The organism is Algoriphagus sp. AK58, from assembly GCF_014324365.1.
Taxonomy (GTDB): Bacteria; Bacteroidota; Bacteroidia; order Cytophagales; family Cyclobacteriaceae; genus Algoriphagus.
The window spans coordinates 175,325-200,056 of sequence record NZ_QEIG01000018.1; the positions used below are offsets into that span (position 1 = coordinate 175,325).

Consider the following 24,732-nt stretch of genomic DNA (forward strand, 5'->3'; position numbering starts at 1 on the left):
TTTTCCACTAGCGGGGAAGGTCGCCTGACTTTCCCCGCGATTGTTTATATTCCCTCCTGATCAAAGAAAACCACATGCAAAAATCAACTTACCTCATTCTCCTTGCTGCAGGACTGATTTCCTTCAGTTCCTTGGCACAGGACATCAAACCCACCTCTGAAAAAGCCCTGCAAGAATCTGTAGACAAGCACAAAGCCATGCTGTCCTCCACGCCACTTAAGGATTTCAAAGCCCGAAACGTCGGCCCCACCAACATGTCAGGACGTATCGTGGATCTCGAGGTGGCCAACAATACCAACACCTTTTACATTGCCGCTGCTTCCGGGGGCGTATGGAAAACCGAAGACAACGGTCAGTCCTTCTCCCCGATTTTTGACCATCAGGGCGCTTTGGGAATCGGCGCCATGGCGCTTTCAAAGTCCGATAATCAAGTCCTTTGGGTAGGTACAGGCGAAAACAACTCCAGCCGATCTACTTATGCTGGAGCAGGTCTATACAAATCCACCGACGGAGGCAAAACCTTCCAAAAGATGGGCTTGCTCCACTCCCACCATATCGGTCAAATCCAGATTCACCCGACCAATCCGGACATCGTGTGGGTTGGGTCGATGGGATCTCTTTACTCCAGAAACAAAGAAAGAGGCCTCTACAAAACCACAGACGGTGGCAAGACCTGGAAAAAAGTACTCTACATCGACGACAACACCGGCATCATCGACATCAAAGTCCACCCAACCAACCCGGATGTGCTTTTGGCGGCAAGTTGGGAGCGATTCCGTCAGGCGCATGACTTCATCGGCAACGGAAAAGGATCAGCGATCTGGAGATCCGAAGACGGTGGAAACACCTGGAAGAAAGCAGTGGAAGGATTTCCTCAGGATGAGTTCGTGGGCCGAATCGGCTTCGACTTTGCTTTATCCCAACCCAATATAGTCTATGCCTTGCTGGACAATCAGGGCAAATCAGACAAACCAGCTCCTGCCCCAAGACAGCGTGGCAATCAGCAGCAGGAGGAAAATCCGATCAAACTAGAGGACTTCAAAGACATGACTTTGGATCAAGCCTTGGCATTGGATGAAAAAAAACTGGAATCCTTTCTGAGAAGAAATCAATTTGCCACCAAATACACGCCTGCCGAGCTCAAGCGCCAACTGAAAATCGGTAAAATCACCACTACCCAGATCGCCAACTACCTCGGTGGTGCTGTCGATGCCAATGCGGCTATGTTTGGTCAGCCGATCAAAGGTGCAGAAGTGTACCGATCTGAAGATGCCGGCAAGAGCTGGAAAAAAGTATCCGAATCAGACATCAGTCAGTTGTACAATACCTATGGCTATTATTTCGGAGAAGTGCGGGTAAGCACCTCTGACGAAAATGAAGTATTTGTATTAGGCGTACCACTCTTGGTCTCCAGAGACGGAGGGAAAAACTTCTCCCGTACTGACTCGATCGGAAGACCCCACTCTGATCATCAAGCCATGTGGATCAATCCTAAGGACAGCAAGCACATCTTACTCGGCAATGACGGTGGATTATACCGTAGCTATGGAGGCGGTGCGCGTTGGGATCACCTGAACACACAGATGCCGATCTCCCAGTTTTACTCCATCATGGTAGATGATGCCAAGCCTTACAACATTTACGGAGGCATGCAAGACAACGGCGTTTGGTTTGGCAAATCCACCAATAAGCCCGAAGATCCATGGGAGCCACTTCTGGGTGGTGACGGCATGGTGGTCGCGGTAGATACTCGAAACAACAACATCGTCTACACCGGATCGCAGTTTGGAAACTACATGCGAATCAACAAAGAGACCGGAGAAAGACGACGCATCACTCCTGGACACGACATCGGAAATGCTCCCAATCGCTGGAACTGGAGAACACCAGCAGAACTCAGCTACCACAATCAGGATATCGTCTACATGGGTTCGCAGTATGTTTACCAATCTCTCGACCAAGGAAATACCTGGAAAACCATCTCTCCTGACCTAACCAAAAACCAGAAAAGCGGAAACGTGCCTTTTGCCACGCTTTCGGTAGTCGAAGAATCCCCACTTGAGTTTGGAACGATTTACGCAGGTTCTGACGACGGAAATGTATGGATCACCAGGAACAACGGAGGAAACTGGACCAGTCTTAATGCCGGGCTTCCACAGGATCGCTGGGTAAGCAGTATTTCACCTTCCAGATTTAAGGAAGGCAGGGTCTACATCACCTTGAATGGCTACCGATACGATGAGTTTAACACGTATGTATATATGAGTGAGGACTACGGAAAGACTTGGACCTCCATCAAATCCAACCTTCCCGACGAATCCACCAACATCATCATCGAAGATCCCAAACTGCCAAATCTGCTGTATCTAGGTACAGACCATGGCTTGTATGTGAGTATGGATGAAGGAAAAAACTGGAACCTATACCAAGGTGAAATCCCAAACGTAGCCATCTACGACATGGTTATTCAGCAGCGTGAAAACCATCTGGTGGTCGGGACCCACGGTCGAAGTGTTTATGTGATCGATCTCAAGCCGATTCACGAATGGGCAAAACCAGGACCGCTGGTTATGGAAAAGTAAAGTTTAACAATCCTCAAGTTTGAAACTAAACAGGCCCTTCCGCTTTTTCGAAAGGGCCTGTTTTTTTGATCTGGATGATTAAAATCTTATCAGAAAATTCTAAATCCAACTGAAAGAACCCACTGATTAAGTCGATTGTCTGTCGAGAAGGTTCCAATATTTTCCGTGAAACTACTTAACCCTCCTTCGTATTTCCCTTCAACTGAGAGATTACCAAGATCAACTCCCAATCCCGCTTGATACCCCAAAGTAGCATTTTTAAACTCCACATCCTTCAATGTATCACCTGCTCCCTCCAGGCTAGAATTGATGTTGAAACTGGCAATCGGACCCGCCATCAACCTGAATACCTTCAACATTCTGAAGCCTACCATCACAGGAACATCAAGTCGATTGAATTTCGCTTCATAATCTTCCGGCACTTGGTTGCTAAAAGGAGGCAAGTTTACACCAAATTTTCCACTGGTCTGGGTAAACAACACCTCAGGCTGAACGAAAAAACCGGCTGCCCCAAACCTTCCGAAAAGTCCCACATGATAGCCTGTTTGGGCATCATAAGGAATAAAATTCTCATTTTTGAAATCAATCTTTGTGCTGCTAAGACCAGCCTTTATGCCGATACCGGCCTGTTGAGAAATTGCAGGGATTGCCGCTAAGGCAAAAACCACAGCTAGAAGTAGTTTTTTCATGGGATTAGAATTTTGGTTTAGTTTTTTAAAAATCTTGGAATGTTTAATCGCAATTCCTTTGCCAAAAACCGGGTGTATGGATTCTATGCAATAGCAGACTGGGCCAATTGGTATAGATCGGAGAAATCGAAAGGCTTTGGCACCAAATAATCAAAAAGTTTTCCCGCCTGATTTCGGTAATACTCCACATCGCCAGAGGTAAATCCTATCACAGGAATTTCTTTTGTCAAATTGCTCTCCTTTACCTGCCCGAGAAACTCAACCCCATTCATTACTGGCATCTGAATATCAGTGAGGATGACATGAAACGAAGGGTCAAATTCTAAAAATTGAAGAGCTTCCCTGCCGTTTCTGGCGACTACGACCTCATTCTTCCCTCTCTCAAAAATCTTTCTGAGAATCAAAAGATGGAGTACATTATCATCTACCAAAAGGATTCGCATAAAATGAAATACTTTTTCAATTATACGAAATTATTTGAGCATATCATGAAACAACACCAAGTATCAATTCAAAAATAAAGGCTGGCCTTTTTTAAAAGACCAGCCTCCTGATTTAAAGCGAATTACTAATTAAGCTGCCTGTGGAGCTCCAAACAAGCCCATCATATTTAGAATCAACAAAATGATCACGATAGGGCAAACCCACTTGATGAAGAAAATCCAACCTGTTCGGAAAACACCGGTAAATCCTGGAGCTCCGAGGGTTAGTTCATCTGCATAATCACTGATTTTTTGAGCCCAGCCGGTGTATAAGGCAAGCATCAAGCAGATCACAATGACTGCAAAAGTACCAAAGATAAAGTCCATGGCTCCGAAGAAGCCAACCAGTTCATTACTCAAGAAGGTAAATCGGATTTCTGCGAAAACGTTTCCTTCGATTGATGAAAGCGCAGATGGAATGGACATGATCATCGCAGCAATCCCCACTGTCCATGTTGCCTTTTTACGATCCCATTTTCTGTCATCGATCAAATAGGCCACTGGCACTTCCAACATGGAAATTGTGGAAGTCAATGCTGCCACCATCAACAAAATGAAAAATAAACCACCGATGATGTTACCTCCTGGCATGGCATCAAAGACTTTCGGTAATACGTCAAATACCAAGGCTGGGCCAGCCGCTGGATCCTTGCCCGGAAGCAAAGCAAACAAGGCAGGGAACACCATTAAACCACCCAATAAAGCAACGGCTGTATCCATCCCCGCAATCCATCCTGAGGACTGGATAATATTTGATTTTTTATCCAGGTAAGAACCAAAAGTGATCATCAAGCCCCAACCTACAGACATAGAGAAAAACGCCTGACCTAGCGCTTGAAGAATTACCGTGCCATTGATTTTGGAGAAATCAGGATTTAAATAATACTCAATCCCGGCTTCAGCACCTTCCAAAGTCACTGATCGTCCAGCAATGAAAAGAATGATGATAAATAGGATAGGCATCAAAAATTTGGCAGCCTTTTCAATACCCCCAGAAACTCCACCTAACACGATCAGGATGGTGAGAAGAATAAAGAAGAAGGTAAGTGGAATCACGTACATAGGAGTCTGGACAAACTCCTCAAAATCGACAGGAATATTGATGATTTCGGTGAAAATATAACCAACAGTCCATCCAGCAATCACGGAATAGTAACTAAAGACAAAAAAGCAGACCGCTACGCAAAGTACACCTGCCAACTGCCAAAACTTATTTCCACCTGTATCACGGATTGCCCCAATTGGGTTTTTGCCGGACTTTCTTCCTAAAGCAATTTCATTGAAAAGAAGGGGTAGTCCAATAAAGACGACACAAAGAATGTATACGAACACGAACGCTCCTCCTCCGTTTTCACCGGTGAGGTAAGGGAATCTCCAAATATTACCAAGTCCTACAGCTGAACCAGCTGCAGCCATAATAAATCCAAGACTCGATCCAAATTGGCCTCTTTCCTCGGTATTAGAATTTACTGCCATAGATAATGCTAAAGTTAGATAAAGGGTATAAACTGCTTTTTAAGAGCGGGCTAAGATAATTTGTTTTGCTAAAATACCTATCCCCGTTCGGAAAGTTTTGGGCTCATATCCGAGTAGTTTCCTTGCTTTTTCAATCACAAAACCTGTTTTCATCGGACGTTTGGCAGGCTGTTTGAATTTTGTGGAGTCGGTTTTCTTAATCAACGTTTTGTCCAAGCCAAAATAATCGGCAGTTTCTATGGCCATTTGATAAGGGGTCAAAAGTTCCGAACCGGAAATGTTAAAGACTCCTGTAGCCTCTTTTTCAGCGATCAAAATACATCCCGCGGCAAGGTCCTCGGCCAGTGTTGGGGTTCTCAATTGATCATCCACCACTTGAATTTCTTTACCTGCTTCCAGCGAAGACTTCACCCAAAGAATGATGTTGGAACGGCTAAGCCCTTCCGCGATTCCATAAACCAAGACAGTCCTGGCAATAGCCCATTTCAACTTGGAATTCATCACCAACTGCTCACCTTCCAACTTAGTCCGCCCATAATAGTTGACAGGATCAGGACTGGCATCTTCGAGATAGGGATTATTTCCATCCTCGCCCGAAAAAATAAAATCGGTGGATACAAAAATGAAATGCGAACCAATACCCTCAGCAGCCTCCACCAGGTATTTCGTTGCCAAGACATTTGCCCGATAGCAAGCCTCCTGATTGAGTTCGCACTCATCCACATGCGTCATAGCTGCTCCGTGAATGATCACCTCAGGCTTCAGTCTTGACAACACCTCTTGGACATCACTTGGATTTTCAATATCCATAGTCTGGTATTGAAAACCTCCTCTCAAGAGTCGGCTTGGACCACGTCCGGTGGCGATAACTTCAAAATCTCCTTTGCTGACAAGCTGTGCTACAAGCTTATGCCCAAGTAGTCCATTGGCACCTGTGATAAGGATTTTAGGTTTAATTGGAAACCGGGTAGACATAGCCAAATTCTTTTTCGATTTTCTTTCGCGATACTTTTTCAACCGTGACCTTCATAAATACAGGCTGATTGGGCACTTCTCTGGAGGTAGGCTCAGCAGCGATTTTGTCCACTACATCCAAGCCACTCAAGACCTGTCCAAAAACAGTGTATTCAAAATCCAGGTGAGGAGTCCCTCCAAGTTCCGCATAGGCTTTGATTTGTTCGGGAGTATAATCCTTGGTCAATTTGATGTTGAGTGTTTTTGCGATCTCATCCCTTTTAGTTAGCAGAAGGTTGGTCAGACTGTCAAATTTTTGCTCCTCAAATAAGCGGGAATACTCCTTCTTCAACGCTTGGCCGGAACCTAGCTGCATGTACTGAAATACAGCCTTTTGCAAGGCAGGAAAATCCGTGGTCAGCTCCAACTCCTCGTAGGTTCTACCTTGCACAATATAAAACTGAGAACCATTGCTTCTTTTTTGCGGGTTAATATTGTCACCTTGACGAGCTGCGGCGATCATTCCTCTGATGTGAACATGCTTGGGCAAAATCTCTGCGGGGAGGGTCGGCCACTGCTGGGCAGGCAATCCTTCTTTTCCAAACACATCTCCACCTTGGACCATAAATCCCTGAATCACACGATGAAACTGAGTCGAATCAAATCTTCCGGCCTCTGCAAGGGTAATAAAATTGTTTTTATGCTCGGGAGTATCGTCAAAAAGGACAGCTTTGATTTCTCCGTGGCGTGTAGAAATGGTGATAAGGTAATCTTTGTCTTTTCCGCAAGCCCAAGAACTGATCAGAATAAGGCCGAAGATCAGAAATTTACTAAGCGTTCTCATTTCAGGATTGTGCTTTTTTGATTTGTTCCAATATTTCTTTTCCACCGGCAGCCAACACTTTCGATGCTAGCTCTTGGCCAAGGCTCTCCGGATCTGAGCTGGACCCTTGAAGGTTAAAAGAGATTCTATTCTTCCCATCCAGACTCACAATTCCTCCGTTCAGCTCCAAGTGATTTCCATTCATCTTGGCCAAGGCAAAAACAGGAATACTGCAACCTCCCTCCAAGACACGTAGATAAGCACGCTCAGCCCGAAGCCTTGCTTCAGTCTCGGGATGATTACAGGCCTGAATTATCTGATGGCGAAGGCCGGGATCAAGATTTTTTGCAGACTCAATCGCTACAGATCCCTGACCTACTGCAGGAGTGAATTCATCCAATTCCAGGTACTCGGCAATCATCTCATCATATCCCATGCGATGGACACCGGCAAAAGCCAAGAGCAAGGCATCGCATAGTCCCTCCTCCATTTTTCGGATTCGGGTCTGAAGATTGCCTCTGACATCCACTGTTTTGACATGGGGATAAAAATGCTTCAATGTGGCAATCCTTCGGGTTGAAGAAGTACCCAAAACCAAGGGTTGTGAGGCATCTGAAATAGAAATTCCTTTTTTGGTAGAAAGGAGAATGTCATTTTCCCTTTCTCTTTCGGTAAAAGCAATGATTTCAAAGTCCTCAGATAGATTGGACTGCATATCCTTAGCAGAATGGACAGCGATGTCAATTCTGCCATCCAGCAGCTGATCTTCGAGCTCTTGGGTAAAAACGCCCTTTGAACCGATCTTAGAAATAGATACATCTAAGATCTGATCTCCTTTGGTATCAATGATGACGATTTCGGATTCCAGCCCGGCACTTTTTAGCAAGTCCTCTACATGGTATGCCTGCCAAAGCGCCAATTTACTCCCTCTGGTACCGATTTTTATGACTCTACTCATTAATGTTTTTCTCGTTTAGAAGATTTTTTGCGAACACCTTCCTCCACAAATTTGATGATTTCGGCTGCGATATTTATACCGGTTGCACTTTCTATTCCCTCAAGCCCAGGTGAGCTGTTCACTTCCAAAATCAGTGGCCCTCTGGCAGATTGAAGCATATCCACTCCTGCCACGTCCAATCCCAAAGCTTTCGCTGCATTAAGTGCCGCTTGCTTCTCTACCCTGCTCAATTTGATCACAGTGGCCACGCCTCCCCGATGAAGGTTGGATCGAAACTCACCTTCAGCGCCTTGTCGCTTCATGGCTCCGACCACTTTCCCATTGACTACAAACGCCCGGATATCCGCGCCTTTGGCTTCTTTGATAAATTCCTGAACGATAATCCTGGCCTTCAATCCGTGAAATGCCTCCACGACCGACTGCGCTGCTTTTTTAGTCTCCGCCAACACTACTCCCAATCCCTGCGTACCTTCCAGCAACTTGATGATGACAGGAGCTCCGCCGACCTGCTCGATCAGTTGCTTTTCACCTCCTTTGGAAAAATTGGTAAATGCCGTCTTTGGCATACCAAGTCCGTTTTTAGAAAGAATCTGCAGGCTCCTTAGTTTGTCTCGGCTACGCACAATCGCCTGCGAAGTCACGACTGAAAAGGCCCCCATCAACTCAAACTGACGGACCACCGCAGTTCCGTAAAATGTCACAGACGCTCCTATTCGGGGAATAATTGCATCCACTCCTTCCAGCTTTTGACCTTTGTAAATAATGGAAGGTCCTTCTTGCTCGATGATCAGATCACAGAGACTGTGATCGACTACCATGGCTTCATGACCGGCTTTTTGAATTTCTTCAACTAGCCTTCGGGTAGAGAATAACTTTGGATTCCTCGAAAGGATGGCAATTTTCATTTCTTTTTGCGGTAGGTTTTTCCCAAGTTGGTTTTGGATACATCCACAAGGAATCTTCCTCGAAGAATCTTTCTGCCCAGCAAGATGGAATTTTTCATACTGGACCTGTCTGTGAGCGTAAACTCCGCCCGATAAGTTTCTCCGGCGAGTTGTAATTTGGTCTCGATCAGGTAGCGGACCTCTGCCTGCCCGAAGGAGTTTTTGACTTTCTTTTCTCGGTAGTTTTCAAAAACGAGGGTTTTCCCTGTGAATTTTTGATGCTTGGGCATCAGGATTTGAAATTTCAGCACTTTTTTTCCATCCATTTCTTCCTCCCTGATTTCCTCTGCATGCAGGCTGCTGGTATAAGCCCCGGTATCGATTTTGGCCCACACCAGATTAAGGCCCAATTCCGGAAGAGTAATTTTTTCCTTTCGACCGATTAGTTTTTGCTCCATGACTTAGTTTTTTGACATCATTAGCAGCAATTCCATGGACAGGTCGGTAAAAATCATTTTGGCATTTCCGTTTCTTTCGAGATGATAATGTGCCTTATTGAAAGCATCATACATCTTTAGGGCATGATCCTCTGTGAGTACATTTTTACTGATCTTATTGATAAATTCCCGATCCTCATCGGTGGTGCGAAGCAGGTTTTCCAGTTCAAGATTCTTGAGCATGATTTCTCGGGTCACATTAAGTCCCGCCAAAATCAAAGACTTCTGTGCCTCTTTGTCGTACTTGTGGAATTCCTCTGAAAGATTGAAAAGGTCTTTGAGATTTTTGGTCACACAAAGCCTAAACCAATCCCTTACCTGCCGAACCGTCTGATCTTCCACGTTTTCTAAAAGACGGTAAGCTTCTCTCAGGTTTCCATCGGCAAGCATGGCGATCTGCTCAGCGGCCTTGGTTTCGCAAAGTCCGGTATCAACTAGGTGATTTTTAATTTCCTCATCGGAAAAAGCCCGAACCATGATTTTTTGCGTTCGCGAAAGTATGGTGGTCAAGAGTTGATCCGCTTGTGAGGTCACCAACATGAATATTGTCTTTGCAGGTGGCTCTTCGATGATTTTCAAAAGGGAGTTGGCCGCCGAGGGGTGGAGAAATTCCGGTGCCCAGATCAGCATGATCTTATATCCGCCTTCGAAAGACATTAATGAAAGCGCCTGAATGATTTTTCTAGCCGCTGCTTTGGAAATATTCAATTGCTTTTTCTCAAAGCCATTGAAGTAAATAAAGTCGTGGACATTACCGTAGGGATTTCCCAACGCGAATTTTCTCCAGTTGGCGAGCACATCTACCTTTTCTTCTTTTTCTGTTTCCTCTCCTCCTTCGTCATCTTTGCTTGAGGCCACGACGGGGAAAGCAAAATTCAAATCAGGCATGATGAGCTTTTTCATCCGCTGACAAGCACCACAGGTACCGCAAGAATCTGAATCGGTCGGATTTTCGCAATAGAGGTATGTCGCCAAGGCCAAGGCCAAGGTCAAATTAGCTGAGCCTTCTGGCCCATGAAAAAGCAAGGCATGCGCCAAATGATTGAATTTGACCGCATTGAGTAGCTTTTCTTTGGTCTCGGGGAGCCCTGGTATTTCTGCAAACTGCATATCCGGATCGATCAGGAAGTTTTATCCCAAATTCTGTAGCTTTTGGTCAATTCAAAAACCTTGTCCACGATTTCTTTTTCCTCGGGAGTCCATTCTACTCCCCTTCTGGCATACACCGCCTTGGCTGTCTCCTCAAACTTAGCGATGGTAAAGGTCGAAAAGCCCGCTGCACCTCCCCAAGAGAAGGAAGGAATGAAATTGCGGGGATAGCCATCTCCGAAAATATTGGCTCCTACTCCCACCACGGTACCGGTATTGAACATGGTATTGATCCCGCACTTGCTATGATCGCCCATCATCAAGCCGCAAAACTGTAACCCTGTATTGGAAAAACCGCCTTTGGTATAATCCCAGAGTTTGACCGGAGCGTAGTTGTTTTTAAGGTTGGAAGTATTGGTGTCCGCACCGAGATTACACCATTCTCCCAAGACAGAATTGCCAAGGAATCCTTCGTGACCTTTGTTGGAGTAGCCAAAAATCACCGAATTGGAAATTTCGCCTCCTACTTTGGAAAACGGCCCTACGGTGGTATCACCACGGAGCTTTGCTCCCATATTTACGGTAGACCCTTCGCACAGCGCAAATGGGCCTCTTATTAAGGATCCTTCTTGAATTTCTGTATTCTTTCCGATATAGATAGGGCCACCTTCTGCATTGAGAACTGCCGCTTTGATTTTGGCACCTTCTTCAATAAAAATCTGATCCGCACCATACACAATCGTATGAGGATCTTTCAATGGCTGCGAAATCCTTCCTGCGGTAAGAAGAGAAAAATCCTTCCGGATTTCAGATCCATTGAATTGGAAAATATGCCAGGTTTTTTGAAGTAAAACTGGCTCAAACGTCAGCTGAACGACGTTTCTTTCGGCTGCAAAGCTGAGATTCTTCTCGGTCTCTCCGATATAGCCGGCTAGGAAAACCTTCCCAAAATAGAGGGCTTGATCCTCTTTCAGGGCATTTATCGCCTGAATAGCATCAGAATCCGGCATCCAAGAACCATTGATAGCGAGAGCCTTTTCTGAAATTCTAGGAAATTTTTTCTGAAGGTAATCCTGCGTCAAATATGAAATCTTGGCTCCGGTAAGCTTATTCCATTTTTCAGAGATCTTGAGAATACCCACTCGGATATCTGCCACAGGTCTGGTAAAAGTAAACGGAAGTAAGGATCCTCTTATCGCAGGATCGTCAAATAATAGAATATGGGTCATAGGGCAAAAATAAAAAAGTCTCCCGGAATCCTTGCTCCGGGAGACTTTTTCGGCTGATTCCACCAAGAATTACTTCTTCGCGTATCTTTTGTTGAATTTCTCCACTCGACCAGCCGTGTCAAGAAGCATCTTCTTACCGGTGTAGAATGGGTGAGATTCAGAACTCACTTCAATTTTATAAACTGGATAAGTCTTGCCGTCGGTCCATTCGATGGTTTCATTGGTCTCGATGGTCGACTTGGTCAAAAACTTAAACTCGCTAGAGGTATCGTAGAACACTACGTCTCTGTATTTAGGATGAATATCTTTTTTCATATGTTCAGCTAGTTTTCTTGGCCTTTTTGAAATGAGGCACAAAGATATTCTTTTAAATAAAACTCACCAAATCTTTCTCGATGATTTATTTAGCTAAATGACATTGAAGTCAAGCGGATTGGATTATTTACTCTTAAGATCGCCCCGCTTGATAGATCGGATAAATTGCGACCAAGCAAAAGGATCCAAAATTCGAAGAGGACGGGGTCCATACAAATCCTGATTTTGCATCATTTGTCCTTCTTGGAAGTAGCGGAAATTCTCATTACCCGACGCAGGCATAGACTCCGCCCATCTTAGAAGCATTTCAGGGCTCATATTCGCTCTACTGATAGACATTGGGTCTACCACATTCATAGCGATTACAGCTTTTTTAAATTCTTCTTCTGTCGGATAGGGCATTACCTCTATTTCTGCCAAGGCAATCTCATCTACCTCCATGGTCAATATCAGGGAAATCCGATCGTTCTCTACTTTTTCGGGAACCTTAAAGGTTTGTTTTTTCAATCCAATAAAACTGAATACAATACTGTCTCCTTCCAAAACCGGCATGGAAAAGTATCCAAAACGTCCTGACACTGTCCCTCTTCCTTTCTTAGGCACATAAATATTCACACCTGGTACCGCATCCGTACTGTCAGCATTCAATATGATCCCGGAAAGCTGAATGACTTTTTTTTCCTGCTGATCTTGGGCAAAGGTCTGTTCAGTCAGGAAAAAAAATCCCAACACCAGCACAAAAGGAAGTAAATAGGTAATTTTCACAAATATTTGATTCAGATAATGGCCTTGAACTCTTTAACGATTTTAAGCCAATTTCGGCTTAAAATTTATTTTTGCGCTGAGATCCAAGTTAAAACTTACTAATGAGACTCAAAAATATCAGTTTAAACTATGGTTTGCGAATATTCAAGGCACTTTCTGAAGAGCCTCGCGTCAGAATTATCCATTTACTGATGTTGAACAAGGAATTGAGCATCTCAGACCTAGAACATATTTTGGATTTCACCCAAACCAAAACCAGCCGGCACCTGATCTATCTCAAAAATGCCGGACTACTTGGAAGCCGACGGGTAGATCAATGGATGTTTTATTACATCCTGGAAGAATATATTGAAATCATTCAGCAGATTTTCAAGTTTATTCAAAAGGATCCCAGCCTCATCAAGGATCAGGAAACCTACGAAATCCTAAAATCCAATAGAGAACTGGCCATCAACAAGATCCAAAACAACCAATATCGACGCTGATTTTATTTTGAAAACGTACCAACACCTCTTCTTCGATCTAGACCACACCCTTTGGGACTATGATCGAAATGTCACCGAATCCCTTTCAGAATTGTACCTGATTTACGGTCTTCAAGACTTGGGAATTCCAACCTTTGAAAAATTCTTCGAATCCTTTCATGAAGTCAATTTCCAGCTTTGGGATTGGTACAATGTGGGCAAAATCGATAAGCACAACCTTAGAAAAGAGCGATTTCCGAGGATATTCGCACATGCTGGAGGAAATTTTGAAGCAATTCCGGCGGCATTTGAGGAAGATTTTATGCATCGAACTTCTTCCAAACCTCACGTTTTTCCCTATTCCAAAGAAATCCTGACTTACCTCAAGGAAAAGTATCGGATTCACGTCATCACCAATGGATTCAATGAATCCCAGGCAAAAAAGATGGCTTCCTCTGGTTTGGATGGTTTTTTCGAATTGGTGGTGACCTCTGAAACAACCGGATATAAAAAACCAGACCCTAGAATTTTCCACTATACCATGGACCAGCTTAAGACCACACCCGAGGTCTGCCTGATGATCGGCGACAATCCCTCCTCTGATATACTTGGTGCCCAACGCGCAAGGATAGACACGGTCTATTTTGATCCGAACTTCAAGGCAATTGAAAACACACCGACATACACCATTCGGCACTTGAAAGAATTAGAAAATTTCCTCTGAACAACTTAGGAGACTAAAATTAAAAGACCTACTTTCATAGCTGAATTAGTTTTAATGAGAAAGCTTGTCTTTTTTCCTATCCTCTTTTTGTCCTTTTTTTTTGGCATCAAAAAATCTCATGCGCAGGAATACGAAATATCCGTTTCGCCTGGCATCATCTCGCCACTTGATTTTTGGTACTACAAAGAAGGAAAAGCCGGTCCTCAGGTCGGCATGTCGTTCACTTACTTGAATCCGAAAAAGTTTTTTATATCATCCAACATCTCGAAGGGCAGATTTAGCTACAATTCCTCGTTGAGCGAGTTAGCTGTAAACGGACAGGAGTTTGGGCCCAATAGCTCTCAGGTCGATGTCTATTTCTTTTATTTTGGGGTCGGCAAAACCTTCGAAATAACCGAAAGTCTCGAATGGTCGGTCAATTCCGGCTTTGGCTTCTATCTCGAAAATCGTCTTGCTTTTAATACCACCGATCCAAATGGAAGGGAAAGGAAAGGTTTCATGAGGGACGCTACTTTTCCCATCCAGACCGAAATCAAAAAGGAAATCTATCCCAAATTCTGGGTTGGCCTCAAAACAGGCGTATTCCTGACACCATTCTACACTTTCGGAGGATTTCATATTGGTCCGACTATATCCTTTAGACTCTGATCATGAGCAAACTTAAAATCGCTTTTTTGACTATTTCATTGCTTGTTTACTCGGGGATAGTTTTTGGGCAAAAAGCAGAATTGGGATTTTCGCTTGGTTTCTACGGCCCTCCCAGTGAACGATTGTTCGAAAATCCGCAAACTGGTTCTGGCTTAAATCTTAGCCTATTCTATCGTTTTCACGAAGACTGGACCATCGGCTCCAGTGTCAATGTCTCCAACTTTGACTATTACAGATTCTCTGCGATAGGCACGCCGATAATCGGAACAGAATTGCCACTCGACGGATCTGTGCAGTCAGATCATATTTCCTTTATTGTAAACAGGCGTTTTGAGCTGAATTGGGGAGGAATAGTAGCAGAAGGCGGTTTTGGAATGGGTGCTTTCGTCGAGAAAAACTTCTTTTACGTTCCGATTGCATTTGATGAGGAAACTCAGTTTTATCGGGGATTCAGCGGCGAAAGATCCACAACGGTCAACCTCCACCTACCCCTGAGGATGTCGATTTTTAAACCTTTTGGTGAAAAAGGATCCATCGGTATAGAAGGTTACATGTTTGTAGATCCGAAAGGATTTGTAAGGGGCATGTATTTTGGGCCGCGCATCGCAATTGGTATTTAGCAAAAGCATTTAATCTCGAAAGGATGACTTCACTGTCTACCTTCACCCTAAAAAGTGATCGTACCACTGGAAGCCTTCGTGTTGAAAGTCCAGCATTTTAAAAAAACGATCGCTTATCTTTGGCCACTCGAAATCACATAAACTCCAAATATCATGTTAAAGGGATTTTTCAACGTACCCGCTCCCGTCAATGAGCCGGTAAAAGCATATGCTCCGGGCAGCCCCGAGCGCAGGGAACTTCAGGCGATGCTAGCAGAGCTAAGATCAAAGCAGATCGACGTACCGATGTACATCGGAAGCGAAGAGGTCAGAACAGGCAATACTCGTCCGATGTCTCCTCCCCACGATCACAAGCATATTTTGGGCTATTTCCACGAAGGCGATGCCTCTCATGTAGAGCAGGCGATTAATGCGGCTTTGGGAGCCAAAGAAGCTTGGGAAAATCTGGAATGGGAACAGCGCGCAGCTATTTTCCTGAAAGCAGCCGAACTTATCGCAGGGCCTTACCGAGCCAAAATCAATGCAGCCACCATGCTTGGCCAGTCTAAAAATGCGATGCAAGCCGAAATCGACTCCGCCTGTGAGTTTATCGACTTCCTTCGATTCAATGTGAAGTACATGACGGAAATCTACGCGCAGCAGCCACCTGTATCCGGAGGTGGAGTTTGGAATCGCGTGGAGCAACGGCCTTTGGAGGGTTTTGTGTTTGCTTTGACTCCGTTCAACTTCACTGCCATTGCCGGTAATCTTCCAACTTCCGCTGCCATGATGGGCAATACCATCGTTTGGAAGCCTGCCTATACCCAGATCTATTCTACTCAGGTGCTGATGGAAGTATTCAAAGAAGCCGGTGTACCTGACGGAGTGATCAACCTGATCTATGTGGACGGACCGGTCGCCGGAGAAGTAATCTTCAAACATCCGGATTTTGCCGGAATTCACTTTACAGGTTCCACGGGCGTATTCCAGCACATTTGGAAAACCATCGGAGAAAATATCCATCGCTATAAATCTTACCCAAGAATCGTCGGAGAGACCGGAGGAAAAGACTTCGTGCTTGCTCACAAGTCCGCTGACGCAAAGGCAGTAGCCGTAGGATTGGTGCGTGGCGCCTTCGAATATCAAGGACAAAAATGCTCAGCCGCTTCCCGTGCATACATCCCAACTAATCTTTGGGAAGATGTGAAAAAATACATGCTTGCAGATCTGGCAGACATCAAAATGGGCGGCACCGAGGACTTCACCAACTTTGTCAATGCGGTGATCGACGAGAAGTCTTTTGACAAAATCGCTAAGTACATTGATAACGCCAAGACAACTCCTGGAGTGGAAATCATCGCCGGTGGCAATTACGACAAGTCCAAAGGATACTTCATCGAGCCGACGATCATCCTGACACAAGACCCGATGTACACCACCATGTGCGAAGAGATCTTCGGTCCGGTCTTGACCATCTATGTGTACCACGAAGAGCACTTTGAGACAGTACTAGAGCTCGTGGATCAAACTTCTCCCTACGCACTCACAGGTGCTGTATTTTCTCAAGACCGCTACGCCATCGAATTGGCCACACAAAAACTGAGAAACGCAGCAGGTAACTTCTATATCAACGACAAGCCAACAGGTGCCGTGGTCGGTCAGCAGCCATTTGGAGGAGCTAGAGCTTCCGGCACGAATGACAAAGCCGGGTCAATGATCAACCTGCTCCGCTGGGTTTCTCCACGGACGATCAAGGAAACCTTTGTTTCGCCTAAGGATTATAGATATCCGTTTTTGGCTAGCGACCTTTGAGGTTTCAAAAACCTCGAAGGTTTAACTGAGACAAATCAATCTAATTTCTAAAACCTTCGAGGTCGAAAAGACCTCAAAGGTTAAAAAGAGCCTCGGAGATTTCCGGGGCTTTTTCAATACTTGCATTCCAACTCTTAAATAGACAAATTCACTCCCCTCCGAAAACAAAATCTGAATAAAGAAACATAGTCAATTCCTTTGATTCACTTTGAAATGCATTACTCTTTTAATTTTTTACTTTAAATATCCTGACATATGAAAAAATTATTATTTCTGATTTTAGCCCTAAGCATTTCCTGTACTGAAAAAAAGGAAGTAAAACATGGTGACTTTTTGGACTTTGTAACAGCCGAAATGAGTTTTGAAAGGGATCAAACTACCGGATTTATTGGCTTTTCGGGAACTGTCTTGCATCAGGGAAAAGAGTCTATAGTAAGCGAATGGAACGGGATTTTTCAGTTTTTTGATCCTGAGACTGGAAGGAAAATTGACCAGTTTGAAATTCCTTCAGGAGGTCCGATGGCATTAAAAGGTGGCTATCATATTGGGAAAGCCTTTGACGGGCCCCAATTTATCGCGACCAATAATACAGGGAATACTAATTTTTACGAAAATGACACTTTGGTAAAAGGTATCCAGTTAGACATGGCAGGTTACGAACCCAAAGGCTTCTTAAATTTCCCTGATTCAAGAAATGCACTTCAAAAACTTTCGGAGAATGAATTTGAAATCACATTTGATCCGTTCAATATTATGTCTTTCCAAACTGAGACCGACGGATTGGATTTGGAATTTGGCTCATGGATAGGAAAGTTTGATTCAGAAGGAAAATGGATTTGTAGAACTGACTTTAAAGCTCCCTATGATGCAACCTTCGCTAATTCCACAATGGCTGGAAGACTGGTGAGAATGGTTGAAAACGAAAATTCATGGGCGATGTTCCCTTATTCGGATTCACTGTATCAAATCAAAGACTGTAAAATCATCAAGCGGATAAAGCTTGAATCTCATACTCCAATCCAATATTTCCCTGAAAAATTTATCATAAACGGAAGGTCAAGATATTGGGAAAGACCTGAAAACGGAGCGCTAAATACCCATCTAATACACGATCCAAAAAACAGGCTTTATGTTCGATTTACCATTTTGGAGCAAATCAAAACTCAACCTGAAATCAAGGATCCGAGGCAACGGATGTATCTGAATAAAAACAAATACCTACTGTTGATTTATGATCAAAATTGGAATCTCTTAGCAGAGTTGACCACCACCTTTGATTTGGGAACTCGTTTTGAGAATCTTATCGTCTCAAATGGCTACCTTCTCATCAACAAACCCGAGCAAAAGTCGGAAGATGAGTATGAGTTTTACAAAATCGATATGAGTCAGTTTCGTAATTGACCTTTGAGGTTTTCTAAAACCTCGAAGGTCTTTATTCCAAAAATAAAGACTCTGCAACTCCAAAACCTTCGAGGTCTTGAAGACCTCAAAGGTTTTGGACCGCCTCGGAGATTTCCAGGGCTTTTTTTGTACTTTTATCAACATGAAAGCAATTGAAATTAAGACCATTACCAAAACTGACGGAAGCATTTCTTTGGAGTCAACAGGACTTAAAGGAGGAATCCCAGTGAGAGTTTTAATCCTTTCGGAAGAAGAGGAAATGGGGGAAAAGAATTACTTAAAATTTCTCTCCAATAATCCAGCCCTTGATTTTTTAAACGAACCTGAAGAAAATGTCTACACCACCAAAGACGGAAAGCCTTTCAAAAATTAGAGGAAAGATTGTCCTAGTACCTTTTCCATTTGAAGATTTTTCAACTCGAAAAGTCCGTCCAGCACTTTGCCTATCTGAACCCATAGGAAAATTTGAACACGTTATCGTGGCATTTATTTCGAGTAAAATCAGCGATCAGCTCGAAGAATCCGAATTTGAAATAAAACCAGAAGAGGAAGAATGGCGGCAAACCGGATTAATCGTTCCATCGGTTCTAAAACTTCACAAAATGGTTTCTCTACCTCAGAACCTTATTTTGAGAGAATTGGGATATTTTCCAAGAAGTAAGATGGAAACCCTTGAAAAAGGCATTAAAATGATTTTCAAAATCCGATAAGTAGCTTTTTTATTTCCCACAGATAAGCACAGATTAAAACACAGATTTTCACAGAAATTCTATCGAGGCTTTTCATCTGTGTGAATCTGTGTCCTTTTTTACGAAAATCTGCGGGAAATAAAAAAACGGCTAAGTCTCCCCAGCCGCTCGTAAATCGTAAATCTAAAATCGTACTTAGGTATACATCGCCCCATTCACATGGATTACCTGTCCGGAGATGTAAGTGCTCATGTCGGAGCCTAAGAACACGCAGACATCGGCGATTTCTTCCGGCTTGCCTCCACGCTTCATCGGGATGGCATCTCTCCAGCCTTGCACGGTTTTTTCATCCAATACTTCCGTCATCTCAGTTTCGATAAATCCAGGAGCTACCGCGTTGCAGCGGATATTTCTGGAGCCCAATTCCAAGGCGACTGACTTGGTGAAGCCGATGATTCCGGCTTTGGAGGCTGCGTAATTGGCCTGACCGGCGTTTCCTTTGGCACCGACCACGGAGGTCATGTTGATGATCGAGCCGGACTTGGCTTTCATCATGGTGCGGGTAGCCGCTTTGACGGTATTGAAGCAGGATTTCAGGTTGACGTTCATGATTTCGTCCCAAGATTCCTCGGTCATTCTCATCAGTAGGTTGTCGCGGGTGATGCCGGCATTATTGACCAAGATGTCCAAGGCACCGAAATCCGCCACCACGGAGTTGACCAATTCATCAGCGGCTTTGAAGTCTGAAGCGTCTGATCGATAGCCTTTGGCTTTTACACCAAAAGCAGCAAGCTCGGCCTCAAGGGCTTGGCCTTTTTCCACGCTGGAGAGGTAGGTAAAAGCGATGTTAGCTCCTTCCTGTGCAAATCTGATGGCGATTGCCCGACCGATCCCTTTAGAGGCGCCGGTGACCAAGGCAGTTTTTCCTGAAAGTAATCCCATGAAGATCAAAATTAAGTTTGGCCAAAATTAGAAAAAAAGCCCGGACTTTGGCCTTTTGAAACTCCGCCCGATGCTTTTTCGCTGAAAAACAGGAGGATAAACCAGAAAAACCCCAAATCTCAAAAACCCCTTTGGTCTTTATCTGATTTACAAAATTTTCAATTATTAACTGCAAATAATTCATCAACAGGGCGTTTTGGATTCCATTTACTCATCCGATTCTGATTTTTTTCTGAACCCAAAAGGCCTATTTTTGCACAGTTTCATTTGTAATCAAACCCATTTTAAATATGTCTTCGACAAAATTTGACTTGATCGTGCTGGGAAGCGGACCGGGAGGATACGTGGCGGCTATTCGCGCTTCTCAACTCGGATTGAAAACTGCGATCGTAGAAGCCGCAGAGCTAGGCGGAATATGCCTCAACTGGGGTTGTATCCCGACCAAAGCCCTACTCAAAAGCGCTCAGGTTTTTGAATACATCAGCCATGCCAAGGATTATGGAATCTCTGTTCAGGGTGCTGAGGCGGACTTTGCCGGAATGGTAAAGAGAAGCCGTGGAGTAGCCGACGGGATGAGCAAGGGCGTTCAGTTTTTGATGAAGAAAAACAAGATCGAGATCATCACCGGATGGGGTAAAATCCAACCTGGCAAAAAAGTCGAAGTCACCGATGCTGAAGGCAAAAAATCTGTTTACTCTGCAGATAATGTCATCATCGCGACAGGTGCTAGATCCCGAGAACTGCCTTCGATGAAAATCGATGACAAGAAAATCATCGGCTACCGCAAGGCGATGACCTTGGAAAAGCAGCCTAAGAAAATGGTGGTTGTAGGTTCCGGAGCGATCGGAGTGGAGTTTGCCTATTTCTACAATTCCATCGGCACAGAAGTGACCATCGTAGAATTCATGGATCGCATTGTCCCTGTAGAAGACGAAGAAGTGTCTAAGGCTTTGGAAAAAATCTACAAGAAGTCAGGCATGAAGATCATGACTTCCTCCGAAGTAACAGGTGTAGACACCAAAGGCGAAGGCTGCAAAGTGACCGTAAAAACCGCCAAAGGTGAAGAAATCCTCGAGTGCGACATTGTCCTTTCTGCTGCAGGTGTGGTGTCTAACCTAGAAAATATCGGTTTGGAAGATGTCGGCATCCTCGTGGACAAAGGCAAAATCCAAGTCAATGAATACTATCAAACCAACATGCCGGGCTACTATGCCATCGGCGATGTGGTACCTGGACCGGCTTTGGCGCACGTAGCTTCTGCGGAAGGCATTATCTGTGTGGAGAAAATCGCAGGTCATCATCCAGAACCATTGGATTATGGAAATATCCCAGGCTGTACCTATTGCTCTCCGGAAATTGCCTCAGTCGGCATGACCGAAGCCAAAGCTAAAGCAGCCGGATATGAAGTACGAGTAGGAAAATTCCCATTCTCCGCTTCCGGAAAAGCTTCTGCAGCAGGCGCAAAAGACGGATTCGTGAAATTGGTTTTTGACAAAAAATACGGTGAGTTGCTTGGCGCACACATGATTGGTGCCAATGTCACTGAAATGATCGCTGAGATCGTGGCTATCCGTAAGCTAGAAACAACGGGTCACGAACTGATCAAAACAGTACATCCTCACCCAACTATGTCCGAAGCGATTATGGAAGCAGCCGCTGCCGCTTACGACGAGGTGATTCACTTGTAAAAATTTCATTTTGGAAATAAATCAGACGCCGGGTTCAAACATTTGGCCCGGTGTTTTATTTTTAGACTATTGACACCACAACCGACCAACTTTTGCAAGAAGAAGAAATCATAGCCGGGCTGCGTGCCCGAGATCGAAAAACCACTGAATACCTATACGAGAAGTATTCCAGGGCCCTTTTCGCAGTCATTAGCCGAATCATTACCGATCAGGATATTGCCGAGGAGGTTTTTCACGATGCCTTTATCAAAATCACCCGGAAAATCGACTCCTACGAAGAATCGAAAGGCCGCTTGTACACTTGGATGGCCAACATTTGTCGGAATTCGGCAATTGATAAGTTACGTTCCAAAGAAATTTCTCAAACCACTAAGACCAATACCATTGATGACTTCGTATTTGGTTTGGAGAGTCAATCAGGAACTATGGAACAAGTAGAAGGGATAGGCGTGAGAGAGTTGATGAATCAGCTCAACGAGGATCAGCGATTCATTATTGAGTATATTTATTTCCAGGGATACACCCATTCGGAGCTGTCGGAGGAGTTTGACATTCCTCTCGGCACAGTCAAGTCCAGAGTCAGGGCAGCATTGCAAGTATTAAAAAAGAACTTAGAACGAATCTAGCGTGAACATCCAAGAATATATCGAATCAGGCAAACTGGAACTCTTCCTACTCGGAGAGTTGACCGAGCGTGAGCGAGAGGAAGTGATCGCTATGGCCAAAGCCCATCCACAAATCCAGGAAGAACTGGATGCGCTGGAACAGTCTATGTTTGCCTTTGATGAGTTGACAGGAAAAAAACCTTCCCCTCAACTCAAGGAAAAAATCTTTGCTTCCCTAGAGGAAGACTTCAAAAAAGAAGAGGCTCCCAAAAAAGCTCCCGCGCCCAACCCTGCGCCCGTGGAAACCAAGGTAGTAAAACTCACTCCTTGGAAATCCTTCGCGGCGGCGGCATCCTTAGTGGCTGTATTGGCGAGTGCAGCGGCGATTTATTTCGCTGGGAAATTCTACGAAACCGATCAGAAATTCACCGCATTGCTGCAAGATCAGCAGGTGATGGCTGATAATCTGAATCAGGTCAAGCTCCAATACGAAGAAACAGACAATCGACTGGACCGCTTGGTTGCAGGGGATTTCCGAAGAGTGGAAATGAAAGGAGAAGCACTTCCGATGCAAAAAGATGCCAAAGTGGATGTCTTTTGGGATCAAAAAGTACAGGAAGTCTTCGTAGCTGTGAATAATCTGAATTCCTTGTCAGAAGAATTCGACTATCAGCTTTGGGCGATTGGAAAAGATGGTCCTGTGGGAATTGGCCTTGTGAATCCTGGAGAAAAATTCACCTTGCAACAAATGCAAGCTGTAGCAGAAGCTGGTGCTTTTGCCATCACCATCGAGCCAAAAGGTGGGTCTCAGTCTCCAACATTGGAAAAATTGGTGGTATTGGGAGAGGTAGCTTAATATCATCTTATTGAAAAATCTAGAGCCTGCTTTTCAAAGAGCAGGCTTTTTTAATGCCTTTTACTGAACTTACCTATTCCGAAAGCACTTTCTAACTCTATGGAACTCCAACTCTCCACTCCCGCCCTGCTTTTTTCTGCCATCACCTTGTTGATGCTGGCTTTTACCAACCGGTTTTTGGCGATTGCCACATTGATCCGTGGGCTTCATAAAAACTACCTGAAGGAGCCCGATCAGGAAATCATCGTGGAGCAGATTCACAACCTCCGCCGTCGCCTGACGCTGATCAAAAACATGCAGCTTTTCGGGGTTTTCAGCTTCCTGATGTGCGTAATCTGTATGTTTTTGCTCTTTCAGGGATACACTTCTGCTGCAAATTGGGTCTTTGTAGCAAGTATGATCTCCCTGCTTATTTCACTGGGAATTTCTCTGGTCGAAATCCAGATTTCTACCAAAGCGCTCAATCTGGAGCTCTCGGATATGGAAGATATCTTCGAAAAGCGAAAAAGCAATTTGGATTCCTTTTTCCGAAAGGAATCCAAAAAAGGATAAGAAAAGTAAGCTCAAAAAATTCAGCTCAATCACCCGCTGTGCTGATTTGTGATTACCAGAAAAAAGCTCGGAAAAAATGGTTTACGGAAAAGACAATAGTCATGAAAACACCAAACCAAATCACCTGCTTAAGGAAAGCTTTTAGCACCATATTCTCACATCTGATCTTTAACGATGCCCAAAAGTAGGTCTAAGAAAGTACCCCAAAATAAAGGATGAGCATTCGCGGGGAATACTTGAGGAACTGTAGAGAAATACCGAGAATCCGAAAATTAAGCTTCTTTCAAAGCCTGAATTAGGAGGTCTTTTTTGCGTGTGGCCAAAGGAACAGTGGAGCCATCTTTCAAAAAAATCGTGCCCCCATCTCTTTTATCCAAATGGTCAAAAAAGACCAAATTGATCAAATGAGACTGATGGCAACGGAAAAATCCAGCCTTTTCCAAGAGCTCTGCAAATTCCTTCATCGTCTTGGAAATCAACAATTTTCTCCCATCCGAAAGAAAAAAACGCGTGTAATTATCCTCGGATTGGCAACGGATTATTTCCGACAACTGCACGAGGTACACATTGTCTGAATCTGAAAGAACCAACTGCTTCAGCCTTTCGGTGGATTGGGAAGAGATGGCCTCGCTTACCTGTATCTCCTGAATGGGCCGCTGATGCTTCGCCTTTTTCACAGCCTCGGTCAAATCATCCGGATCTACAGGCTTGAGCAGGTAGTCAATCGCTGCGACCCGAAATGCCCGGATTGCGTAGCCATCATGTCCCGTCACAAAAATCACTCGGAAAGTTCGTTCTTTCACCAGATTAAGCAGATCAAACCCCGTCCCATCGTTCATTTCAATATCCAAAAAGACCAGATCAGGCTTGTACTTTTTCACGCACTCTAAACCTGACTTCACTCCATCAGCTTCCGCTATGACCTCCACATCGGGGACAAACTCCTCCAGAAGCATTTTCAGATTTTCTCTGACATGAGATTGATCATCGATGAGGATAGCCTTCATAG

Annotated in this window: 27 protein-coding genes; 12 read left to right on the top strand and 15 right to left on the bottom strand. The window is 44.4% G+C overall.

Translation table 11 applies throughout. The features are described from left to right. Positions 1–74 precede the first annotated feature (74 nt). A complete protein-coding gene (locus DDT91_RS16250; RefSeq protein ID WP_187177244.1) occupies positions 75–2,582 on the top strand; it encodes a glycosyl hydrolase in 2,508 nt (835 codons plus the stop codon). 89 nt (positions 2,583–2,671) lie between these two features. Here the strand turns inward: DDT91_RS16250 and DDT91_RS16255 are convergent, their stop codons facing one another. From DDT91_RS16255 to DDT91_RS16310, 12 genes are all read right to left on the bottom strand, one after another. Further along, entirely contained in the window at positions 2,672–3,271 is a 600-nt protein-coding gene (locus DDT91_RS16255; protein WP_187177245.1) for a porin family protein, read from the bottom strand. 83 nt (positions 3,272–3,354) lie between these two features. Continuing rightward, on the bottom strand, positions 3,355–3,714 hold the full coding sequence (locus DDT91_RS16260; RefSeq protein ID WP_187177246.1) for a response regulator: 360 nt from the start codon (positions 3,712–3,714) through the stop codon (positions 3,355–3,357). A gap of 129 nt (positions 3,715–3,843) precedes the next feature. Further along, positions 3,844–5,229 carry a sodium-dependent transporter gene (locus DDT91_RS16265; protein ID WP_187177247.1) on the bottom strand — a complete coding sequence of 462 codons (1,386 nt, stop codon included), beginning with the start codon at positions 5,227–5,229 and terminating at the stop codon, positions 3,844–3,846. A gap of 39 nt (positions 5,230–5,268) precedes the next feature. After that, the gene (locus DDT91_RS16270; RefSeq protein ID WP_187177248.1) at positions 5,269–6,204 is read right to left on the bottom strand and encodes an SDR family oxidoreductase; all 936 of its coding nucleotides are present in this window, start codon (positions 6,202–6,204) and stop codon (positions 5,269–5,271) included. Next, entirely contained in the window at positions 6,182–7,027 is an 846-nt protein-coding gene (locus DDT91_RS16275) for a peptidylprolyl isomerase (protein ID WP_187177249.1), read from the bottom strand. Before DDT91_RS16275 ends, DDT91_RS16270 begins: the two co-directional genes overlap by 23 nt. A gap of 1 nt (position 7,028) precedes the next feature. Next, the gene (hemC, locus tag DDT91_RS16280) at positions 7,029–7,964 is read right to left on the bottom strand and encodes a hydroxymethylbilane synthase (protein WP_187177250.1); all 936 of its coding nucleotides are present in this window, start codon (positions 7,962–7,964) and stop codon (positions 7,029–7,031) included. Continuing rightward, entirely contained in the window at positions 7,964–8,869 is a 906-nt protein-coding gene (gene rimK / locus DDT91_RS16285) for a 30S ribosomal protein S6--L-glutamate ligase (RefSeq protein ID WP_187177251.1), read from the bottom strand. Before rimK ends, hemC begins: the two co-directional genes overlap by 1 nt. Next, positions 8,866–9,306 (bottom strand): RimK/LysX family protein, encoded by a 441-nt coding sequence (locus DDT91_RS16290; protein ID WP_187177252.1) that lies wholly within the window; start codon positions 9,304–9,306, stop codon positions 8,866–8,868. The genes rimK and DDT91_RS16290 overlap by 4 nt, the downstream gene beginning before the upstream one ends. A 3-nt stretch (positions 9,307–9,309) precedes the next feature. After that, positions 9,310–10,455, bottom strand: coding sequence for a hypothetical protein (locus DDT91_RS16295; protein WP_187177253.1), 1,146 nt, complete (start codon positions 10,453–10,455; stop codon positions 9,310–9,312). Positions 10,456–10,466: 11 nt separating this feature from the next. Next, complete coding sequence (locus DDT91_RS16300) at positions 10,467–11,663, bottom strand: GlmU family protein (protein ID WP_187177254.1); 1,197 nt, start codon at positions 11,661–11,663, stop codon at positions 10,467–10,469. 69 nt (positions 11,664–11,732) lie between these two features. Continuing rightward, positions 11,733–11,978 (bottom strand): type B 50S ribosomal protein L31, encoded by a 246-nt coding sequence (locus DDT91_RS16305; RefSeq protein WP_187177255.1) that lies wholly within the window; start codon positions 11,976–11,978, stop codon positions 11,733–11,735. A 123-nt stretch (positions 11,979–12,101) separates the two neighbouring features. Next, a complete protein-coding gene (locus DDT91_RS16310) occupies positions 12,102–12,743 on the bottom strand; it encodes a carboxypeptidase-like regulatory domain-containing protein (RefSeq protein ID WP_370539331.1) in 642 nt (213 codons plus the stop codon). 101 nt (positions 12,744–12,844) lie between these two features. Between DDT91_RS16310 and DDT91_RS16315 the strand changes: the two genes are divergently transcribed. Continuing rightward, the gene (locus DDT91_RS16315) at positions 12,845–13,228 is read left to right on the top strand and encodes a metalloregulator ArsR/SmtB family transcription factor (RefSeq protein ID WP_187177256.1); all 384 of its coding nucleotides are present in this window, start codon (positions 12,845–12,847) and stop codon (positions 13,226–13,228) included. A gap of 7 nt (positions 13,229–13,235) precedes the next feature. After that, positions 13,236–13,931, top strand: coding sequence for a YjjG family noncanonical pyrimidine nucleotidase (locus DDT91_RS16320; protein ID WP_187177257.1), 696 nt, complete (start codon positions 13,236–13,238; stop codon positions 13,929–13,931). A 303-nt stretch (positions 13,932–14,234) separates the two neighbouring features. On the opposite strand, the gene DDT91_RS16325 is transcribed toward DDT91_RS16320, so the two are convergent. Further along, the gene (locus tag DDT91_RS16325) at positions 14,235–14,549 is read right to left on the bottom strand and encodes a hypothetical protein (protein WP_187177258.1); all 315 of its coding nucleotides are present in this window, start codon (positions 14,547–14,549) and stop codon (positions 14,235–14,237) included. Positions 14,550–14,581: 32 nt separating this feature from the next. Between DDT91_RS16325 and DDT91_RS16330 the strand changes: the two genes are divergently transcribed. The 5 genes from DDT91_RS16330 (at position 14,582) to DDT91_RS20870 (ending at position 19,101) form a co-directional block, all read left to right on the top strand. Then, entirely contained in the window at positions 14,582–15,199 is a 618-nt protein-coding gene (locus DDT91_RS16330) for a hypothetical protein (RefSeq protein ID WP_187177259.1), read from the top strand. A gap of 153 nt (positions 15,200–15,352) precedes the next feature. Further along, positions 15,353–16,990, top strand: a complete 1,638-nt coding sequence (gene pruA / locus DDT91_RS16335) for an L-glutamate gamma-semialdehyde dehydrogenase (protein WP_187177260.1) — start codon at positions 15,353–15,355, stop codon at positions 16,988–16,990. A gap of 255 nt (positions 16,991–17,245) precedes the next feature. Further along, the gene (locus DDT91_RS16340) at positions 17,246–18,391 is read left to right on the top strand and encodes a hypothetical protein (RefSeq protein ID WP_187177261.1); all 1,146 of its coding nucleotides are present in this window, start codon (positions 17,246–17,248) and stop codon (positions 18,389–18,391) included. Between the two features lie 142 nt (positions 18,392–18,533). Further along, positions 18,534–18,764, top strand: a complete 231-nt coding sequence (locus tag DDT91_RS16345; RefSeq protein ID WP_187177262.1) for a hypothetical protein — start codon at positions 18,534–18,536, stop codon at positions 18,762–18,764. Next, positions 18,724–19,101, top strand: coding sequence for a type II toxin-antitoxin system PemK/MazF family toxin (locus DDT91_RS20870; RefSeq protein ID WP_187177263.1), 378 nt, complete (start codon positions 18,724–18,726; stop codon positions 19,099–19,101). Before DDT91_RS16345 ends, DDT91_RS20870 begins: the two co-directional genes overlap by 41 nt. A 174-nt stretch (positions 19,102–19,275) precedes the next feature. Here the strand turns inward: DDT91_RS20870 and fabG are convergent, their stop codons facing one another. After that, positions 19,276–20,022 (bottom strand): 3-oxoacyl-[acyl-carrier-protein] reductase, encoded by a 747-nt coding sequence (fabG, locus tag DDT91_RS16355; RefSeq protein ID WP_187177264.1) that lies wholly within the window; start codon positions 20,020–20,022, stop codon positions 19,276–19,278. A 290-nt stretch (positions 20,023–20,312) separates the two neighbouring features. On the opposite strand from fabG, the gene lpdA reads away from it, so the two are divergent. The 4 genes from lpdA to DDT91_RS16375 all read left to right on the top strand — a co-directional run bounded on the left by lpdA (position 20,313) and on the right by DDT91_RS16375 (position 23,723). Further along, positions 20,313–21,710, top strand: a complete 1,398-nt coding sequence (gene lpdA / locus DDT91_RS16360; RefSeq protein ID WP_187177265.1) for a dihydrolipoyl dehydrogenase — start codon at positions 20,313–20,315, stop codon at positions 21,708–21,710. A 92-nt stretch (positions 21,711–21,802) separates the two neighbouring features. Further along, the gene (locus tag DDT91_RS16365) at positions 21,803–22,336 is read left to right on the top strand and encodes an RNA polymerase sigma factor (protein ID WP_187177266.1); all 534 of its coding nucleotides are present in this window, start codon (positions 21,803–21,805) and stop codon (positions 22,334–22,336) included. Between the two features lies 1 nt (position 22,337). Beyond that, complete coding sequence (locus tag DDT91_RS16370; protein ID WP_187177267.1) at positions 22,338–23,171, top strand: anti-sigma factor; 834 nt, start codon at positions 22,338–22,340, stop codon at positions 23,169–23,171. A 99-nt stretch (positions 23,172–23,270) separates the two neighbouring features. Beyond that, positions 23,271–23,723, top strand: coding sequence for a DUF2721 domain-containing protein (locus DDT91_RS16375; protein ID WP_187177268.1), 453 nt, complete (start codon positions 23,271–23,273; stop codon positions 23,721–23,723). 272 nt (positions 23,724–23,995) lie between these two features. Here DDT91_RS16375 and DDT91_RS16380 read toward each other — a convergent pair whose 3' ends face one another. Beyond that, positions 23,996–24,730, bottom strand: a complete 735-nt coding sequence (locus DDT91_RS16380; RefSeq protein ID WP_187177269.1) for a LytTR family DNA-binding domain-containing protein — start codon at positions 24,728–24,730, stop codon at positions 23,996–23,998. Positions 24,731–24,732 lie beyond the last annotated feature (2 nt).

What these genes read in the sequence shown, in the direction of transcription:
- DDT91_RS16340 (WP_187177261.1), top strand. Translation starts at nt 17,246, where the DNA reads ATGAAAAAATTATTATTTCTGATTTTAGCCCTAAGCATTTCCTGTACT.
- DDT91_RS16290 (WP_187177252.1), bottom strand. Translation starts at nt 9,306, where the DNA reads ATGGAGCAAAAACTAATCGGTCGAAAGGAAAAAATTACTCTTCCGGAA.
- DDT91_RS16295 (WP_187177253.1), bottom strand. Translation starts at nt 10,455, where the DNA reads ATGCAGTTTGCAGAAATACCAGGGCTCCCCGAGACCAAAGAAAAGCTA.
- fabG (WP_187177264.1), bottom strand. Translation starts at nt 20,022, where the DNA reads ATGGGATTACTTTCAGGAAAAACTGCCTTGGTCACCGGCGCCTCTAAA.
- pruA (WP_187177260.1), top strand. Translation starts at nt 15,353, where the DNA reads ATGTTAAAGGGATTTTTCAACGTACCCGCTCCCGTCAATGAGCCGGTA.
- DDT91_RS16270 (WP_187177248.1), bottom strand. Translation starts at nt 6,204, where the DNA reads ATGTCTACCCGGTTTCCAATTAAACCTAAAATCCTTATCACAGGTGCC.
- DDT91_RS16330 (WP_187177259.1), top strand. Translation starts at nt 14,582, where the DNA reads ATGAGCAAACTTAAAATCGCTTTTTTGACTATTTCATTGCTTGTTTAC.
- DDT91_RS16325 (WP_187177258.1), bottom strand. Translation starts at nt 14,549, where the DNA reads ATGAAATCCTCCGAAAGTGTAGAATGGTGTCAGGAATACGCCTGTTTT.
- DDT91_RS16250 (WP_187177244.1), top strand. Translation starts at nt 75, where the DNA reads ATGCAAAAATCAACTTACCTCATTCTCCTTGCTGCAGGACTGATTTCC.
- lpdA (WP_187177265.1), top strand. Translation starts at nt 20,313, where the DNA reads ATGTCTTCGACAAAATTTGACTTGATCGTGCTGGGAAGCGGACCGGGA.
- hemC (WP_187177250.1), bottom strand. Translation starts at nt 7,964, where the DNA reads ATGAGTAGAGTCATAAAAATCGGTACCAGAGGGAGTAAATTGGCGCTT.
- DDT91_RS16380 (WP_187177269.1), bottom strand. Translation starts at nt 24,730, where the DNA reads ATGAAGGCTATCCTCATCGATGATCAATCTCATGTCAGAGAAAATCTG.
- DDT91_RS16275 (WP_187177249.1), bottom strand. Translation starts at nt 7,027, where the DNA reads ATGAGAACGCTTAGTAAATTTCTGATCTTCGGCCTTATTCTGATCAGT.
- DDT91_RS16345 (WP_187177262.1), top strand. Translation starts at nt 18,534, where the DNA reads ATGAAAGCAATTGAAATTAAGACCATTACCAAAACTGACGGAAGCATT.
- DDT91_RS16260 (WP_187177246.1), bottom strand. Translation starts at nt 3,714, where the DNA reads ATGCGAATCCTTTTGGTAGATGATAATGTACTCCATCTTTTGATTCTC.
- DDT91_RS20870 (WP_187177263.1), top strand. Translation starts at nt 18,724, where the DNA reads ATGTCTACACCACCAAAGACGGAAAGCCTTTCAAAAATTAGAGGAAAG.
- DDT91_RS16305 (WP_187177255.1), bottom strand. Translation starts at nt 11,978, where the DNA reads ATGAAAAAAGATATTCATCCTAAATACAGAGACGTAGTGTTCTACGAT.
- rimK (WP_187177251.1), bottom strand. Translation starts at nt 8,869, where the DNA reads ATGAAAATTGCCATCCTTTCGAGGAATCCAAAGTTATTCTCTACCCGA.
- DDT91_RS16300 (WP_187177254.1), bottom strand. Translation starts at nt 11,663, where the DNA reads ATGACCCATATTCTATTATTTGACGATCCTGCGATAAGAGGATCCTTA.
- DDT91_RS16255 (WP_187177245.1), bottom strand. Translation starts at nt 3,271, where the DNA reads ATGAAAAAACTACTTCTAGCTGTGGTTTTTGCCTTAGCGGCAATCCCT.
- DDT91_RS16315 (WP_187177256.1), top strand. Translation starts at nt 12,845, where the DNA reads ATGAGACTCAAAAATATCAGTTTAAACTATGGTTTGCGAATATTCAAG.
- DDT91_RS16375 (WP_187177268.1), top strand. Translation starts at nt 23,271, where the DNA reads ATGGAACTCCAACTCTCCACTCCCGCCCTGCTTTTTTCTGCCATCACC.
- DDT91_RS16265 (WP_187177247.1), bottom strand. Translation starts at nt 5,229, where the DNA reads ATGGCAGTAAATTCTAATACCGAGGAAAGAGGCCAATTTGGATCGAGT.